Below are 15,140 nucleotides of genomic sequence, written 5' to 3'. Positions count from 1 at the left end.
GTACGGGTCCTGGGGGTCGTACGGGGGGTGCGGAGCGTGGTGGCCACTACGAGCCCGCCTTGCTCATGTTCGCGCCGAACTGCTCGGGCTTGATCTGCCGCAGGAACGACTTGTCGACGTTGGTCAGCAGCGGGTCGGACTGGTCCGAGGGCAGGGCCTGGTCCCAGGAGAGCTGGAAGCTCGGGGCGTTCTGCACCAGGTCGTAGACGAACGTCAGCCACGCCTTGTCGGGCGACTTCGTCGCCGCCAGCTTCGACTCCAGACCGTTGACCGGCGGAACGCTGCCAGCCGCGAGGTAGGCGTCGACCTGGGAGTCGTCGAGGACGTAGTTCTTCAGGTAGGTGACAGCCGCGGACTTGTGCCCGCTCGACGCGTTCAGCGACAGGAAGTTCGAGGGGTTGCCGACGATGCTCTTCGCGTTGCCCGCGCCGCCGGTCAGCGCCGGGAAGGCGACATAGCCCAGGTCCTTCTTGACGAAGTCCGGTGCCGCCTTGACGAGGTTGGCGTACTCCCAGGTGCCCATCACCTCCATGCCCGCCTTGCCGGTGTAGAGCAAGGCCGTGGAGGCCCCCTGGTCGTAGTTCACGGAGGAGGCGTTGTTCCCGAACGCGCCGGCCTTGGCCAGGTCCTGGAGGTACTGATTCGCCTTGGTGACCGTCGGATCCGTCCACGCCGTGGCGTCACCGGAAGCGATCTTCGAGAAGGCGCGGGCCCCGCCCGTGCGGTCGAGCAGGTACTCCAGGTACATCAGCGTGGGCCACTTGGAGTTCGCCGCGAGGGACAGCGGAATCACTCCGTCGCCCTTCAGCTTCCCCACGGCCGTCATCAGCTCGTCGTACGTCTTCGGCGGCTCCACGCCCGCGCTCTTGAGAACCTTCTTGTTGTAGTAGAGGACGGCCGGGGCGAGGCCGTTGGCGGGCACTCCGTAGACCTTGCCGTCGAAGGTGGCGCTCTGCATCACGCTCGGCGTGAACCGGTCCGTCTTCACCTGTGCCGCCGTCAGCCCGTCCACCTTGCCCGCCTTGACGTAGTCGTCCAGCGCGCCGCCGCCCCAGTTGAAGAAGATGTCCGGCGCCTGGTTCGCGCCGAAGGCCACCCGCAGCTTCTGCTTGTAGTCGTCGTTCGCGTACAGCCGCAGCGTGATCTTCTCGTCGGGATGGTCCTTGTTGTAGGCGTCGACGGAATCCTTCAGGATCGTCTGGTCGTTCAGCGCCCACATCGTCAGGCCCTTCGCCGACGTCGTCGTGGACGGTCCCGAAGTCCCGCACGCGGCGAGGCCTATGGCCGCCGCGACGGTGACGGCGGACGCGACGACGCGCCGGGCTCTGATTTTCCGGAATCCGCGCATGTTCTGCCTCATCTCTCTGCACGCCATGGGTGCGTCAGGCAGATCGGAAAGCATTACGAAAGGCTTTCGGGTTTCCCGCCGAGGCGGCCTGCCTGCTGGATCGGGAGACTGACATGTCCTTCACACCCGGGACAAGGAGGGGAAATGCCTCGGTTACGAAAGACTTTCGTGACGCGGACTCCGCCCGTGGACACGTACGGCCTTCGGCATCGCATGAGGATCGAGCGGGGGAGAGACGCTGCGGTGGCGGGCCGTCGTTCACCCGAACTTCGGCCCGGGATCGAGCGCGGCAGGGTCGACATCCACTGTCGCGGCCGGCCGGACGACTCCCTGCTCGCGCAGCTTGCGCACACGCTCGTGCGCGGCACCAGGCCGGTGCCCAGGCAGCCGCCGACGGTGCTCGTCGTCGTGGTGTTGCGACGGCGGTATCGGACCCGGAATCCCGTCGGCGGGGCAAGGCGGCGCAGTGTCACGTTCGTGCGCCGGTACGCCGTGACCAGCAGCACCCGGTCTTCCAGCGCCAGGCTCCACGGCCGGTTCCGACGCCGTGATCACACCCACCACGCCGCGAACATCACCTCGGACCAGCCCGACGCCGAGACGATCCTTGCGGCTACGCTTCCACGGCGCAGCCGATGTTGAGCAAGACGGGGGAGATCGTGAACCGACCACTGCTGTTCCTCGACGTGGACGGGCCGCTCAACCCCTATGCGGCCAAGCCGCAGAAGCGCCCCGACGGCTACACCACACTCAGAGTGCCCCTGGACAGCGGAACTCCTGACGAACACAGAGGACTCTCGGCCCGGCGACTCCTGCGGGTCTGGCTCAACCCGGAACACGGGCGATCCCTGCTCCAGCTCGGCTACGAGCTGTGCTGGGCCACCACATGGATGGACGACGCCAACCGGTGGATCGCTCCGGTGCTCGGCCTTCCCGAACTCCCCTTCGTCGACTTCGGCGACGCGTTGTTCCAGGAGCGCCCCGACGGGGTCCACTGGAAGACCGGTCCCCTGGTGGACTACGCCAACGGCCGTCCCTTCGCCTGGGTGGACGACGAACTGAGCGATCTGGACCAGGCCTACGTGACCGCCCACCACCGCGGGCCTGGGCTTCTGCACCACGTCAACCCGCGAATCGGTCTGCGCGAGGACGACTTCCGCACACTCGCCGACTTCGCCCGGTCCCTGGACACTCCACGAGCCACCGGCTGAGTACCTCGCCAGTCCTTCAGAAGCTCCGTGCTCGGCTCCGCGATCACTGCGGGACAACGACCTTTAGGGTCTGCCGTATGACTCTCGCTTGCGATACAACCGGAGACGGTCCCGCGCTGGTACTACTGCACTCCGCGGTGTGCGACCGAAGGATGTGGGATCCGCAGTGGCCGGCCCTTGTCGATGCCGGATACCGGGTGGTGCGCTGCGACTTCCGTGGCTTCGGCCAAACTCCCTTGCCGGACCGGCGCCACAACGATGCAGAGGATGTGCTGGACCTGCTGGACGCCCTCGGAATCGAGCAAGCGGCGCTGATCGCCTCCTCTTACGGCGGACGTGTCGCCGTGGAGATCGCCGCACGCCGTCCGGACCGGGTATCCGCCATGGCGCTGTTGTGCGCCGGGCTGCCGGAGCACGAACCCACTGATGAGCTGCGCGCGTTCGGCGAGCGGGAGGACGCGCTGCTCGAGGCCGGCGATATCGCGGGGGCCGTGGAACTGAACGTCGACACCTGGCTGGGTCCGGACGCCGACGACGCGGTCCGGGAGAAGGTGCGCGGGATGCAACGGCATGCCTTCGAGGTGCAACTGGCCGCCCCTGAGGGGGCCGGGCGAAACGAGGTGGAGATCGACCTGTCAGCGATCAAGGCACCCTGTCTCGCTCTTTCGGGCGGCCATGATCTCGCGGATTTTCGGCAGATCGCGGCCCAACTGCCGGCCCTGCTCGCCGACAGCCGGCACCTCGAACTGCCCTGGGCCGGTCATCTCCCCAGTCTGGAGCGGCCCGCCGTCGTGACGGACCTGCTGACCGGCTTCCTGCGCGAGACGGTCCCCGCCGGCTGAGCGTGATGGCCGGGCGGCCCGGTCAGGACAAGCACTGTTTCCTCAGCGCGGGGACCGGAATCGAAGAGTGTGGTCCCCGTGGCTTGTCGCTGAGCCATTCCCACCTTGTCGTTCGGAGCAGCAGCGGCTCGTCGGGCCCGCGGTGTCGAGTCGGCAGAAGCACGATGCCTCGACCGGGACGTCCGCGAGCGCGGTGGCCATGGTGAGTTGCTGGGCGACGATGCGGGCTTCCCCCGTCTTGCCGAGCCGCAGGAGGCATTCGTGGAAACCGTGGAGTGCCCAGACGTTTCCGGGATGTTGTGAGGACCTGGGCAGCGTGTCGTCGAGTCCGAGGTCGGCCCGGTAGACCGCTTCGGCCTCCTCGACGCGGCCCTGTTCGAGCAGGAGCGCCCCGTAGGCGTGACGGGTCGGCTGCATCCAGCCCCACGGTTCGTCGTAGGGCAGGTGGTCGTCGAGTTCGATGGAGCGTTGCAGGGAGGAGAACGCGAGGTCGTACTCGCCCCTGCGGTACTCGAGTTCGCCGTCGAGCATGGCGGCGGCGATGGCCAGGATGTCCCGGCAGGTGTTGTTGAACAGCGTCCGCGTCTCGGGAACCCGTGCGACCGCGCGGCGGAACAGCTCTCGTTCGGCCGCGGCCTCGGCGGTCGCCCCGGTCGCGGAGTACGCCACTCCGCGCGCGTAGTGCAGCATCGCCGTGGTGACGCAGTACAACTGCTGGTCGGAGGGGACCGGCAGTGCGAGGATCTCCTCCCACCGGCCGAACCGGATCAGTACGTGCACCCGCATGGCGAGGAACCCCTCCAGCCAGTCGGCCATGGGCGGGCTCTCCACGCGCAGCAGATCCTCGGGGATGGACGCCTCGAGCTGCGCGGCCGTCTCCAGCGCCGTCCTGGACCGGCCGAGGAACATCGCGCCGTAGATCTTGAAGTGATAGTCGTGCGAGCGGTACAGCGTGTAGAAGTTCATCGCGCCGGCCCGTCGCAGGTACTTCTCGTCGGCCTCGATCGCGGCACTGTTGGCCGACACGACCCGTCGGTAGTCCCCGCACAGCACGTCGAGGTGGGAGGGCATGTGCTGCAGGTGCCCTGCGTCCGGTACCAGCCCCGGCAGCCGGTCGGCGACGGTGAGGGCTTCCTCCGGTGTCGGCGACATCTCCATCAGATGGATGTACATGTGCAGGATGCCCGGGTGGCGGGCGCCGGTTTCGGTCAGCAACGCGCGGTCGAGGACGGCCTTCGCGTCCAGCGTGCGCGCGCCGGGGGCGGGCTCGCCCGTGCGCAGGTCCCACAGTTGCCACGGGGTGAGGTTCATCAGCGCGTCCGCGTAGAGCGTGGCGACATCAGGGTCGTCGGGCGCGAGTTCGTACACGGCACGCATGGCCTCGGCGTACGGCTCGTTCCAGACGGAGCAGTCCTCGACGGCGCGCGAGGCGGGATAGCGCTCGCGCAGCGCCTCGATGAGCGCGCGCTCGATCGGCGTGGCCCTGCCGCACAGCGCGTGAGCCCATTCGACGGCGGCGTGCGTCCGTTCCACCGTGTGCCGCAGATCGACGTCGTCGAAGAACTCCCAGGGCTTGTTGTAGTTGGGGCCCAGGGCGTATGCGACACCCCAGTACGCCATGGCGCAGCCGGGATCCGCGGCCGCCGCCGATTCGAAGCAGGTAACCGCCTCTTCGTGGTTGAACGCGTAACTCCACACCAGACCGCGGTCGAACCAGCACTGTGCTTCCGGCGAACGGGTCGACACGGGCCGGGTCAAGGTCCCGAGGTCGAAGTAGTCCATGAGGATCTCCTGCAGAGGGATGCGGCTCGACGACACCGGCTTCTTCCTGCGTACAGCGTGCGCAGGCAGGCACCGGCAGTCTATTTCTGCGCTCCTTGCCGCCTCAGTACCCCATGTGGCCTCGTTGTGTCCTGCCCGGTCGGCACCGCGGAGCCTGACCAATCCGAGGGAGACCCTGGAGGCGGAAGAGCCCGGCAAATTCGCGGACTCCTCGGGGTGAACCCCGGGTGAAGGACGGCGTACAACCGTTGGCGCCCTGTGTGGGTCTTGATGGTTGCCGCGTGTGAGCAGCGCGGCCAACCACCTTCCACGCCTAGGGGTTTGCCTTGTCCTCTCGGAGATACCACCTGTCCGCCGTCGCTGTCGCCGCCGCCGTCATGGCCGTGACGGGGGCGGCCCCCGCGGTGTCCTATGCCGAAGACGCTCCCGCGGGCGCCCTCGCCGCCGCGGGCGCGGCGTCCGTGCGTGCCGACTTCGACGGTGACGGATACACAGATGTCGCGATCGCCGCCCCCGGCGGCACTGTCAACGGCAAGGCGGGCGCCGGATACGTCGCCGTCGTCTACGGCATGGCCGAGGGCCCCAACGGTGTCAAGCGCCAGGTGATCAGCCAGGACCGCTACGGGATACCCGGCACGGCGGAGGCGGGTGACCACTTCGGCGACCGGCCTACGGCGGCCGACCTGGACGGTGACGGATTCACCGACCTGGTGGTCGGAGCCCCGGGCGAGGACATCGGCAGCGCGCGTGACGTCGGGCTGCAGACCGTCGTGTGGGGAGGGGCGGGCGGGCTCGCCGCCGCCACCACGGTCGGACAGGGCCGGGCGGAGACCCGGGCCGGTGACTTCGACGGCGACGGGCACCTGGACCTGGCGACGGCCTATCAGATGCGGTACGGGCCCTTCAGCCGAAGCGGTGCAGCGGCCCGCACCGGTCCCCTCGTCGGCCTCGACGTCCGTGTCTACGCCATGGAAGCGGGCGATGTGGACGGCGACGGCACCACCGACCTGGTGGTCAGCAGTGGTTCTTGGGACTCGGACGACGGAGGGACGATCCCGCCGCCCCATCTGCAACTGCTGAAGGGGACTGAGAACGGTCTGGTGGCAGGGCCGTTCATCGCCTACCCCGACACCGTGTCCGCGGACAGCATCGCCCTCGGTGACATCGACGCCGACGGCCGGTCGGACGTCGTCTTCGGCCGCAGCACGGCCGCAGGGGGCGGTCTCGTGGGCGTGGTGCGCGGCACGGCGAACGGGTTCGCGGCGCGGGCCACACTGATCGGCCAGAACACCCCCGGAGTCCCCGGGGCGGGGGAGAACGGCGACCGCTTCGGCACCGACGTCTCCGTCGGCGACATCACGGGCGACGGATACGCCGACGTCGGCACCGGTGTCCCCGGCGAGGACCTCGCCGGCCGGACCAACGCCGGCACCTTCGCCGTCCTCAGGGGCAGCGCGACGGGTCTTTCCGGGACCAGGGTCCAGGTCTTCAGCCAGAACACGGCCGGAGTGCCCGGTACGGCCGAGAACGGTGACCGGTTCGGCAGCCGCACCGCCGTCGTCGGCGGGTACGTCGCCGTCTCGGCACCGGAGGAGAACAGCGGCTCGGGAGCCGTGTGGGTCTTCCGCGGCACCGCCTCCGGTGTCACCGCGACCAAATCGGTGAGCTTCGGACCGCGCACCCTGGCCGCGCCCGTGTCCGGCGCACGCTTCGGTGCCGCCTTCCACCGCTGACGGCCGCCTCGCGTCGCCGGACGGCAGAGGGTTCACCCCGGCAGGGAGCCTGCCCGCCCTGGAGCAGGCTCGGCGGAGACGAAACTGGCAGGCTGGAAGGACCCGGAGTCGGGGATCACATGCCCGGCCACTCACCCCCGGAGAAACCTCGTCATCGACTCGGCGGGTGTGCTGCGGCTGGCGCCGCGCCGGAGCGAGCACGTGGTGTGTGCTGGCGGTGGCCCCGTTCTGGGCGCCGGGGAGATGAGCTTCCGCGAGGAGTCCGGGCAGTGGGTGGTCGGTGAGGTGAGTAACCAGTCGACCGGATACTGCCCGGATATCAGCTCGTGGCCGGCCGTCGCGAAGGCTCTGGACGCAGCCGGGATTGGTCATCCTTCCGGCTTCACCCACGAGGTGGTCTTCCGGCGCTGTCTCGCCTGCGGTCAGGTGAACATCGTTCGGGAGGAGGACTTCGTCTGCGTCTTCTGTGACGAGGAACTGCCGCGGGAATGGAACGTGGAAGGGGCCGGGCGTTAGCGGACCGGGGGCTTGGCGGGCTTGTCGGTGGGGTTCTTGGGGCGCCTGTCGGGGCGGTAGCTGGGGCCGTTCATGATGACCTGGTGGCCGGTGTTGATGAGCCGGTCGAGGAGGGACTCGGCGACGACGGGGTTGGGGAAGAGGGGATACCAGTCGCTGGGCGCCCGGTTGCTGGTGATGATCAGGGATCGGCCCTGCCGCTCGGAGACGAGTTCGTAGAGGTCGTCGGCATGGGCTGCGGAGAGCTGGCGCATGGCGAAGTCGTCGAGGATGACCACGTCGGGCCGTACCAGTTCACGGATCCGTTTCTCCCAGGTGCGGTCCGCGTGGCCGCCAGCGAGTTCGGCGAGGATCCGGCTGGTCTTGGTGAAGCGGACGCGAGCGCCCTGGCATTACGGACTCGCCGGCGTGGAGCCAGCGCAGGGCTCCGAGGTCGCGGATCCGGGCGGCAGGGAGCTTCGAGGAGGCGGTGAAGTCGAACTCCTCCAGGGTGACCTGCTGCTCGAACTCCGCCCGCTGGAGCCTGCGTTGGAAGGCCACGGTCTCGCGGTGGGTGATCTCGTCCTGGCAGAGGACCTGAAGGAAGTCCAGATGGCCGAGTTCGCCGCCGTGGGCCTGGGCGAGGCGGCCGTCGAGAGTTTCCAGCATCCCGGACAGCCGCAGGGACTTGAGTGACTCGCGCAGGGCGGTGTCCATCACGGTCATCGTGCCGCCACCTCGTCTTCGCCGTGGACCTGGTCGTCGTGGGCGCCGTCCGGTGGGTCCGGGGGCGTGACGGAGCCGAAGAGCCCTTGCGGGCCGTGGAGGAAGGCCGCGGCGCCCGCGTCTCCGCTGGTCTTGGGCTCGGGATCGGTCTCGGTGCCGGTGACGAGGATGCCCTTGATGGTGCGGTAGGACGGGTCGCCGACCGTGATCGCTCTCGCGCAGGCGGCCTCCAGCCGTGTGTCGCCGTACTTCTTCCGCAGCCCGAGAACCCCCTGGGCGGCGCTGAGCCGGTAGAGCGCGCTGACTTCCAACAGCTGATTGACGGCCTCGCGGCAGGCGTCGGCGATCTCGGACCCCTGGGTGCGGCACCAGATGGGCGTCTTCATCTGGAAGGCGATCTTCTCTGGCGGGTAGTCGCTCTTGTCGGTGCGTTTTCCCTGTTCAAGGGCGGCATGGGTTTTGACCAGGCTGCCGTCGAGGAAGACCTGCACCATCGTGGCGGTGGAGCGGACGTCGACCCTGCGGCCGATCAGCTTCCAGGGCACCGAGTAGAGGGTGCGGCCGACCTTGATGTGGATGTCCGGGCCGACTACGGAAGTTCATCTAGACCACCTCGGTCAGGGGCGAGTGGGCGCCGGTGCCCGAGGTCTTTCGCTCGCGGCCCCCCTGAACCACAGGGGGTTCAGAGCCACCCGCGGCGGGCCGCCTGCGCGCCCGCCTGGAATCGGCTCGTCGCCCCGAGGCGGGTGGTCAGGTCGGTGATCCGGCGGCGCAGGGTGCGTTCGCTGAGGCCGAGTTGGCGGGCTATGGTCTCGTCCTTCAGCCCGGCATGGAGCAGGTGGAGCAGAGCACGGTCGGCCTCGCTGAGGTCGGGCTGCTCTTCCGTCTCCTGGGCCTCGCTGCCGAACACGGGGGTGGCCTGCTGCCAGCTGGCCTCGAAGAGCTCGACGAGGGCGTCGCACAGCGGTGACCCGTGGACCAGGGCGGCGGTACTACGCAGGCCGTCGGCGCCGGCGGTGAGCGGAACGAGGGCATCGCGGCGGTCGAAGACCAGCAGCTTCAGCGGCACATGGGGCCGCACCCGGGCCTGTTCCCCGAGGAGCACGAGATGCTGGAGCAGTTCCGCGTGCTCCGGGACGGCCAGCACCTGGCTCGAGTAGTTCGCCCGTGCCCGTACGTCACGGGCCAGCAGGTCCTCCTCGAACTGCAACGCACTCGCGTCGGCCGTGAGATAGGGCGGGGTGTCGAAGCACAGGACCTCGTGCTCGGCGCCCGCCATCAGCTCGGTCAACCAGGCGGTGATCGCGGTCGGCCCCTCGACGATCTCCACCAGTCGGCTCGGATCAGAGCTCAGCTTGCGCTCGTTGAACTCGTCCCCGTAGGCGTCCAGAGTGGCCGCCGCGCGTTCCAGCTCCAGACGGCGCGCGCGGATCAGGGCGGCCAGGCCGATGCGCGGGTCCACCGGGGCGTAGCGGGTGGGCCGTCCCGCCGAGGGGACCGCGAGGCCCGCGGCGACCAGTTCGTCCAGCATGCGGCGGGCCTGTGCCGTGCCGCAGGACTGGTGCCTGGCCAGTTCGGTCGCCGTCAGTGGCGGCGAAGCCAGGTCAACCGCATCAAGATGCTCAAGCGTCAGATGTTCGGTCGCGCGGGCTTCGCCCTCCTGCGGATAAGGGTTCTCATGTCCTGATCACCGAACCAGGCAGAGGAAGTCGCTGGCAGCACCGTCTGCGCATGTGCGAGCCTCCTTCTCTCAGACGCTGATCGAGAAGACTCTGATGACCCGCGACGACGCTCTCAAACAGCTCAGCCACATCGCGCGCGAGAGGGCATTCGGTAGGCACGTCGGGTCTGACCAGCTCATCCAGGCAGGGCTGAACGCGCTGATTGCCGGGGTTGAGAGTCCCTCCCTCGCTATGCTGGCCGGTCTCCTCCGAGGCGAAGAGCCCGAGGCTCCGGCACTCTTCGACCAAGTGCTGGAGGAGTTGGGACTGCTCTTCCACCCGCCCGCTGACCCTCGGGCCGCGAAGTGGGCGACGGCCTACTGGGTCGCCGGTCAGATCGCCGACGGATCCCTGGATCCCGCCGCTGGCACCCACCTCATCTGGGCAGACATCGCCTATGACCTCGGCTGCCCCGAAGAGCTGGAACCCCTTGTCCACTGCGCGCACAACCTGGACGGCTGGGAGGAGAGCTGGGGAGTCCCTTTCGAGGAACTCAACAGAGAAGCGGTTGAGGCAGCGAAGCAGTTCCTCAGCAAGCGGTCGGCAGCAGAGGCGGAAGACTGACCGCCGGTTCGTTGTCGCCATCGGGATTGGTCCAGCCGTTCCTCGCGCCCTCACTCCGCGTGGCCGCACCACAGAAGCTGAGCCAGAACCCGAGTTTTGACGGCACCGTGGTGCTTGCCAGGACAGCATGGGGATGCTCCTCGGTACAGGGGCTGGTCACACCGCTTTGTTGAGGGCAGGTTCTAATACCGATCCAGGCGGTGCGCGTACGGGGTCGGCAGAGACTGCGTGCCGCCTCTGGGGAACCAAGCCGTGCAAAGATCCCGGTACCGTTCGGGGACCGACATGCCGCGCGCGTATGCGTCATCGGTCGACCAGTAGCCAAGAAGCAGCCGGATGAGCGCCTTGTCATCGGGGAACAGATCGCCGCGTCGCAGCGCGTCGAACGCCTTGTCGTAGACCTGGTCCGACTGCTGCACGGCAGCCCGGCGCCGCAGCTCGGGCTCGAGCTTCCGCACCAGGGACGAGCGGTTCAAGACGGCGGCCATCATCCCGCCGCTCGGCGGAAATCTCTGCTGGTAGGTGCAGCCCATATGGCGAGCCACTCGGCCGATGAGGCTGTCGGCCGGCTCCCGCACGGTGAATTCGCTCAGACGCCGTTTCCAGCAGAGTCGGGCGATGGCCATGAGCAGCAGGCGTGCCGCGGCGGCATTCTCGGCCACCAGTTCGTCCACGGTCAGCGAACCCAGGGGGTCGCCGAACGCGCGGCCCTCCAGCACGGCATAGCCGGCGGCAGCACCATCGGTCTGCAGGATTAGGGTCTGCGACCCGGGCTTCCACGTGGCCTGGGGGATGAGCCGGTTCCAGCCTGCGTGCCGTGCGTGGGTCCAGGGCCGCTGGGCGTGCCCGGTGTTGTACATACGGATCATCGCCGGGAGATCGGCCGGAGAGCTGCTGCGGATGCCCGGGACGGCCGTACCCAGATCGTCTCCCGCCGCCTGTTCGACGTTGCGCACGGGGATGACCAGGTGCCCTTCGGCGACGGCTCCGACGAAACCGAACTGCTCGTACACCCCCTCGATACCGTCGGATACGCAGGCGACGTCCACCCGCTGTGCCATGCCTGCCAACGCCTGGCGGAGGAGTCGACTCATGTGCCCCTGACGTCGGAACCCGGGCTGGGTTTCCACGCCACCGATGCCTTCTGCGGCGACAGCCACCGCACCGAATCGCAATTCGAAGGAGAGCACCTCCAGCTCGGCGACCGGTTCGCCTCCAGCGGTCCGCAACCGGCAGCAACGCACTCGCAGACTGCGCACTTCTTGATCCGCGAGTTCGGTGTAAGCGACCCTTGGCTCATGATCCGACATGGAAGGTCCTCGGCCTCTTGATCGCACGGCGGTGCCGTCATTTCCCGCGAACATCAGCGATGTCCTTACCTGCCCACTGCTGCTGAAACCCGTCAACAAACGCTGCCACCAAAAGCGAACAAAGCCACCCTGTGTCCTTGCGCGACAGGGACGCGGTGCGCCCGGCACAGGGTTCGCGCCCGGCGGCCGGTCGGTGGGCTCGCAGTGCCGGCTTCTGTCGCTGAAGGCGAGCCGGGATCGCGCTGCTGCAGCCCCTGGCGGAGTTGGGCGAGTGCCCGGTGCAGTGCGCTCTTGACCGTGCCGGGCGCCATGCCGAGGGCGGTGGCCGTCTCGTCGGTGGACATCTGCCCCCACTACCGAAGGACCAGGACCGTGAGCTGTTGGGGCGGCAGTGTCTTGATGATGTCCATGAGCAGTGCACGGTCGGCGTGCTGCTCGGCCCAGTCCCCGACGGATGCGTCCGGCAGATGGGCGGTGGGGAACTCTTCGAGTTTCCGTGCCCGCCACCACTCGGTGCGCGTGTTGATCATGACGCGGCGTCACCCGGATCAATGGCCGCATCCGAGGTCACAGAGGGCAGCACGTGGCGCTGACTAAAGAAGGCGCTCCGGTTTGCCCTTCTGCCACGGGCGTGCGTAGCTTCTGCGGCCATAGCGCCGCGTCCACGCGGGAAGAGGGTCGGGGGAGGGGAGCCGTTCATGGCGGGGCGTCCGGAAAGCCCACTGGATCCAAGCGAGGGGCCGGTTGCGGGGTTCGCGGCCGAGTTACGCCGGCTGCGGGCCGCAGCCGGCAGTCCGAGCTACCGGGTGATGGCGCAGTGCACCGGTCAGGGGGCGAGCACGCTGTCGCAAGCAGCAGCCGGGGAGCGGCTTTCCAACCCTGACGGTCGTGCTGGCCTATGTGAAGGCGTGCGACGCTGATGTGGCCGAGTGGGAGGAACGCTGGCGCCAAGCAGCCGAGGAAGCGGCCGCCACCGGGGACCGGGACGATGATGCCGCTGCGCCCTACCGGGGTCTGGCCCGGTTCGAGCCGGGGGACCGGGACCTGTTCTTCGGCAGGGATGCGCTGGTCGACCAACTGGCCGCGCACATGGGCACCCATCGTCTGGTCGCCGTGGTCGGAGCCTCGGGCAGCGGCAAGTCCTCGCTGTTGCGCGCGGGCACTCCCAGAGTCAGCGCGAAACGACTCCCGAGGGGACTGCCGCAGCCAGACGACTCAACCGCTGGGCCGAACGCCCGAACCGCCGACCATGACCACACGCCTACCGGCGCGGGCTCTCACTCGCGGGGTCTCCTGACGGTGTGGCGGGCACGTATGTGTGAGGACTCAGCGGCGGTGGCCTCCGCCGATGACCACTCGCAGCAGGGTGAAGCGCACCACGGTCACCAGGGCGAAGCTGGGTACCAGCACCAGGGTCTCGCGTGCAGGTGAGGCGGTGGGCCGGTAGTGGCGGAAGAGCAGGACTGCTCCGGATGTGACCAGGTACGCAAGGACGAACAGGACGCCTGCCACGAGGTGTGCCCGGACGGCACGGACCGGAGAGCCGCGGAAGGTCAGCCGCCGGTTCGCCTCGGTGTTGAGAACGGTGACGACGCCGAGCGAGGCGAGATTGGCCACAAGAGGAGGCGACCAGTGGCGCAGCCCCCAGTACAGCAGAGCCTGACCCGCTGTGGAGGCGACGCCGATCATGGCGAACCAGCCGGCCTGTCTGGTCAGGGTGGCGTGGCCGGGCCGGTCGGAGGCGCTGTGCCGTGCGCTGGGGCGTCGCACCTTTTCATCATGACCCGGGGCACGGGGGATCTGGGGGACTGCCTGAAGCAGCGGTTCGACCGTTCGGCTGATGACAGACACCCGCTTGCACCTCAAGGTCCGGTCAGCCGGTCTGGTGTGTGTCAGCTTGTGAATGTCTTGTCCGTCAGGCACGGGGCGAGGCATGGAACCGCCCCGTCGTTGGGGCCGCTCAGCGACTGGAGGCGAGGGCCGATGGAAAGTAGCGGACGGCCGTCGGGGCCGGGGCCGTCCGGCGGGCCGCAACGCAGGAGATCGGCGCCGAAGCGACTGAAGCGCGTACGTGGCGCTGTGGCTGCCGCCGCGGCTGCGGGCCGTGCTCGGACTCGTGCAACGGCACAGCGTGTCGGGCAGCTGCCCCCGCCACCGGGTCCGTTCCGTCCTGGGTTCTGGCGCAGTCCGATCCGCGGGCCTTGGCTGACGTCGGTGTTCGGCCTGGTCCTCCTGGTCGGTATTCCGCTGCTGTTCGTCACCGGGGTGCTCTCCTACGCCTCCTACAACCCAGGGCTGAGCCCCCTCAATGACGAGACTCCCGACAAGGGCGTGCTGGGTTTCTATCTGTTCAGCTGGCCCACACACCCCTACTGGCTGTACCGACTGCTCCAGGGCGTGCACGTGACGCTGGGCGTGGTCCTGGTGCCGGTGCTGCTGGCCAAGCTGTGGTCGGTGATCCCGAAGCTGTTCGAATGGCAGCCGGTGCGCTCCGTCGCCCACGGGCTGGAGCGGCTGTCCCTGCTGATGCTGGTCGGCGGGGTCATCTTCGAGTTCGTCACCGGCATCTTCAACATCCAGCTCTACTACGTCTTCCCGGGCTCGTTCTACCGCCTGCACTTCTACGGCGCCTGGGTGTTCATCGCCGCCTTCGTCGTCCATGTGTGCCTCAGACTCGGCCGGATGACCCGGGCCCTGCGCTCACGCGGCCTGCGCGCCGAACTGCGCACCGGCCTCGCCCGCACCGTGCCCGAACCACCCGATCCCGACGGCCTGGTGGCGGACGCCCCCGCCCCGCCGACGATGACCCGCCGCGGCGCGGTGGGCATGGTGGGAGCGGGCTCGCTCCTCCTCCTCGCCGTGACCGCCGGACAAAGCATCGGCGGCTGGATGCGCGCCACCGCGCTCCTCGCACCGCACAACCGCGACCCCGGCAGTGGCTCGAACGCCTTCCAGATCAACAAGACGGCGGCGAAAGTGGGCGTCACCCCCGCACTCGTCGGCCCCACCTGGCGACTGGAGGTCCACGGGCGCGGAGCGCCACAGGTCTTCACCCGCGAGCAGCTCCTCGCCATGCCCCAGCACGCCGCCGCACTCCCGATCGCCTGTGTGGAGGGATGGTCCACCGACGACCAGCACTGGAGCGGTCTCCGGTTGGCCGACCTCGCTGCCATGGTCGGTATGCCCGTTGCAGGAAGCGTCTTGGTCCAGTCGATTCAACCCCCCGGCCCCTTCACCAGGGTAGTGCTGCGGGGCAACCAGATCCACGACCCCCGAGCGCTGCTCGCCCTCCGCGTCAACGGCGCGGATCTCTCGCTTGATCACGGCTATCCGGCCCGCATCATCGTCCCGGCCAACCCCGGCGTGAACAACACCAAGTGGGTCCACCGGCTCACCTTCAGGGCGTGA

The 15,140-nt window shown here is 68.6% G+C and carries 14 protein-coding genes and 4 pseudogenes; 7 read left to right on the top strand and 11 right to left on the bottom strand.

What is annotated here, in order from left to right:
- Positions 1-46 precede the first annotated feature (46 nt).
- From ACIQTP_RS38585 to ACIQTP_RS38575, 3 genes and pseudogenes are all read right to left on the bottom strand, one after another.
- Positions 47-1,348 carry an extracellular solute-binding protein gene (locus ACIQTP_RS38585; protein ID WP_403408751.1) on the bottom strand — a complete coding sequence of 434 codons (1,302 nt, stop codon included), beginning with the start codon at positions 1,346-1,348 and terminating at the stop codon, positions 47-49.
- 273 nt (positions 1,349-1,621) lie between these two features.
- Positions 1,622-1,729: pseudogene (locus ACIQTP_RS38580) on the bottom strand (Lrp/AsnC family transcriptional regulator); the annotation flags it as partial.
- A 59-nt stretch (positions 1,730-1,788) separates the two neighbouring features.
- Positions 1,789-1,893 (bottom strand): annotated as a pseudogene (locus tag ACIQTP_RS38575) (IS5/IS1182 family transposase); the annotation flags it as partial.
- 114 nt (positions 1,894-2,007) lie between these two features.
- Between ACIQTP_RS38575 and ACIQTP_RS38570 the strand changes: the two are divergent.
- Both ACIQTP_RS38570 and ACIQTP_RS38565 read left to right on the top strand, forming a co-directional pair.
- On the top strand, positions 2,008-2,559 hold the full coding sequence (locus tag ACIQTP_RS38570; RefSeq protein ID WP_403408833.1) for a hypothetical protein: 552 nt from the start codon (positions 2,008-2,010) through the stop codon (positions 2,557-2,559).
- A 77-nt stretch (positions 2,560-2,636) separates the two neighbouring features.
- Positions 2,637-3,401: an alpha/beta fold hydrolase gene (locus ACIQTP_RS38565; protein ID WP_403408749.1), complete on the top strand. Its 765-nt coding sequence runs from the start codon at positions 2,637-2,639 to the stop codon at positions 3,399-3,401.
- A gap of 42 nt (positions 3,402-3,443) precedes the next feature.
- On the opposite strand, the gene ACIQTP_RS38560 is transcribed toward ACIQTP_RS38565, so the two are convergent.
- On the bottom strand, positions 3,444-5,183 hold the full coding sequence (locus ACIQTP_RS38560) for a hypothetical protein (protein ID WP_403408747.1): 1,740 nt from the start codon (positions 5,181-5,183) through the stop codon (positions 3,444-3,446).
- A gap of 326 nt (positions 5,184-5,509) precedes the next feature.
- Here ACIQTP_RS38560 and ACIQTP_RS38555 point away from each other — a divergent pair, with 326 nt between their 5' ends.
- Positions 5,510-6,916: a hypothetical protein gene (locus ACIQTP_RS38555; RefSeq protein WP_403408745.1), complete on the top strand. Its 1,407-nt coding sequence runs from the start codon at positions 5,510-5,512 to the stop codon at positions 6,914-6,916.
- A gap of 243 nt (positions 6,917-7,159) precedes the next feature.
- Positions 7,160-7,432, top strand: coding sequence for a hypothetical protein (locus ACIQTP_RS38550; protein WP_403408743.1), 273 nt, complete (start codon positions 7,160-7,162; stop codon positions 7,430-7,432).
- On the opposite strand, the gene ACIQTP_RS38545 is transcribed toward ACIQTP_RS38550, so the two are convergent.
- From ACIQTP_RS38545 to ACIQTP_RS38530, 4 genes and pseudogenes are all read right to left on the bottom strand, one after another.
- Positions 7,429-7,785 (bottom strand): ATP-binding protein, encoded by a 357-nt coding sequence (locus ACIQTP_RS38545; RefSeq protein WP_403408831.1) that lies wholly within the window; start codon positions 7,783-7,785, stop codon positions 7,429-7,431. The genes ACIQTP_RS38550 and ACIQTP_RS38545 overlap by 4 nt on opposite strands.
- Entirely contained in the window at positions 7,727-8,137 is a 411-nt protein-coding gene (locus ACIQTP_RS38540) for an ATP-binding protein (RefSeq protein WP_403408741.1), read from the bottom strand. Before ACIQTP_RS38540 ends, ACIQTP_RS38545 begins: the two co-directional genes overlap by 59 nt.
- Positions 8,134-8,718 (bottom strand): annotated as a pseudogene (locus ACIQTP_RS38535) (Mu transposase domain-containing protein); the annotation flags it as partial. The pseudogene ACIQTP_RS38535 and the gene ACIQTP_RS38540, both read right to left, overlap by 4 nt.
- 101 nt (positions 8,719-8,819) lie before the next feature.
- Positions 8,820-9,668 carry a LuxR C-terminal-related transcriptional regulator gene (locus tag ACIQTP_RS38530; RefSeq protein ID WP_403408739.1) on the bottom strand — a complete coding sequence of 283 codons (849 nt, stop codon included), beginning with the start codon at positions 9,666-9,668 and terminating at the stop codon, positions 8,820-8,822.
- Between the two features lie 244 nt (positions 9,669-9,912).
- Here ACIQTP_RS38530 and ACIQTP_RS38525 point away from each other — a divergent pair, with 244 nt between their 5' ends.
- Entirely contained in the window at positions 9,913-10,422 is a 510-nt protein-coding gene (locus ACIQTP_RS38525; protein ID WP_403408737.1) for a hypothetical protein, read from the top strand.
- 182 nt (positions 10,423-10,604) lie between these two features.
- On the opposite strand, the gene ACIQTP_RS38520 is transcribed toward ACIQTP_RS38525, so the two are convergent.
- Complete coding sequence (locus ACIQTP_RS38520) at positions 10,605-11,732, bottom strand: GNAT family N-acetyltransferase (protein ID WP_403408735.1); 1,128 nt, start codon at positions 11,730-11,732, stop codon at positions 10,605-10,607.
- A 92-nt stretch (positions 11,733-11,824) separates the two neighbouring features.
- Positions 11,825-12,271 (bottom strand): annotated as a pseudogene (locus ACIQTP_RS38515) (sigma-70 family RNA polymerase sigma factor); the annotation flags it as partial.
- 349 nt (positions 12,272-12,620) lie between these two features.
- Between ACIQTP_RS38515 and ACIQTP_RS38510 the strand changes: the two are divergent.
- Positions 12,621-13,163 (top strand): hypothetical protein, encoded by a 543-nt coding sequence (locus tag ACIQTP_RS38510; protein WP_403408733.1) that lies wholly within the window; start codon positions 12,621-12,623, stop codon positions 13,161-13,163.
- Here the strand turns inward: ACIQTP_RS38510 and ACIQTP_RS38505 are convergent.
- Positions 13,059-13,502, bottom strand: coding sequence for a GtrA family protein (locus tag ACIQTP_RS38505; protein ID WP_403408731.1), 444 nt, complete (start codon positions 13,500-13,502; stop codon positions 13,059-13,061). The two genes, ACIQTP_RS38510 and ACIQTP_RS38505, sit on opposite strands and share 105 nt — an antisense overlap.
- 213 nt (positions 13,503-13,715) lie before the next feature.
- Between ACIQTP_RS38505 and ACIQTP_RS38500 the strand changes: the two genes are divergently transcribed.
- Positions 13,716-15,140, top strand: a complete 1,425-nt coding sequence (locus ACIQTP_RS38500) for a molybdopterin-dependent oxidoreductase (protein WP_403408729.1) — start codon at positions 13,716-13,718, stop codon at positions 15,138-15,140.

Source organism: Streptomyces sp. NPDC090798, assembly GCF_044768965.1.
In the GTDB taxonomy this organism is placed as follows: domain Bacteria; phylum Actinomycetota; class Actinomycetes; order Streptomycetales; family Streptomycetaceae; genus Streptomyces.
The sequence above is the reverse complement of the archived record's forward strand: the minus strand, read 5'-3'. Positions and strand labels throughout refer to the sequence as shown.